The sequence below is a fragment of the Psychroserpens mesophilus genome, from assembly GCF_050617655.1.
GTDB lineage: Bacteria > Bacteroidota > Bacteroidia > Flavobacteriales > Flavobacteriaceae > Psychroserpens > Psychroserpens mesophilus_A.
This window is the reverse complement of sequence record NZ_JBODQC010000268.1, coordinates 1-259: the sequence shown is the minus strand read 5'-3', so window position 1 is coordinate 259 and position 259 is coordinate 1. Positions and strand designations below refer to the sequence as shown.

The 259-nt window shown below is 61.0% G+C and carries 1 protein-coding gene; it reads left to right on the top strand.

Translation table 11 applies throughout. The annotated features are described in order from the left end of the window. Positions 1 to 94 precede the first annotated feature (94 nt). The coding region (locus ACRHNM_RS17220) for a magnesium and cobalt transport protein CorA (protein ID WP_431137873.1) at positions 95 to 259 on the top strand (165 nt) is incomplete at its 3' end.

Here is a 259-nt window from a genome sequence, read left to right as displayed (position 1 = left end):
GGCCAAGCAGAACCCGATCGCGGTGGCCAACATCGTCAAGACCTGGATCAACGGCGAGGCCACCTGAGCCTCTCAAAACACGGATTGCTGAGATATGGACGAACGAGGCCTGAACGACGCCGCCATCTTGCTGGTCTCCCTGGGCGAGGAGGAAGCGGCCGAGGTGTTCAAGCACCTCACCCCGAAGGAAGTGCAAAAGCTCGGCGAGACCATTGCGCACATGCGCGGTGTCTCGCGCGAGAAGGTGGACTTCGTCATC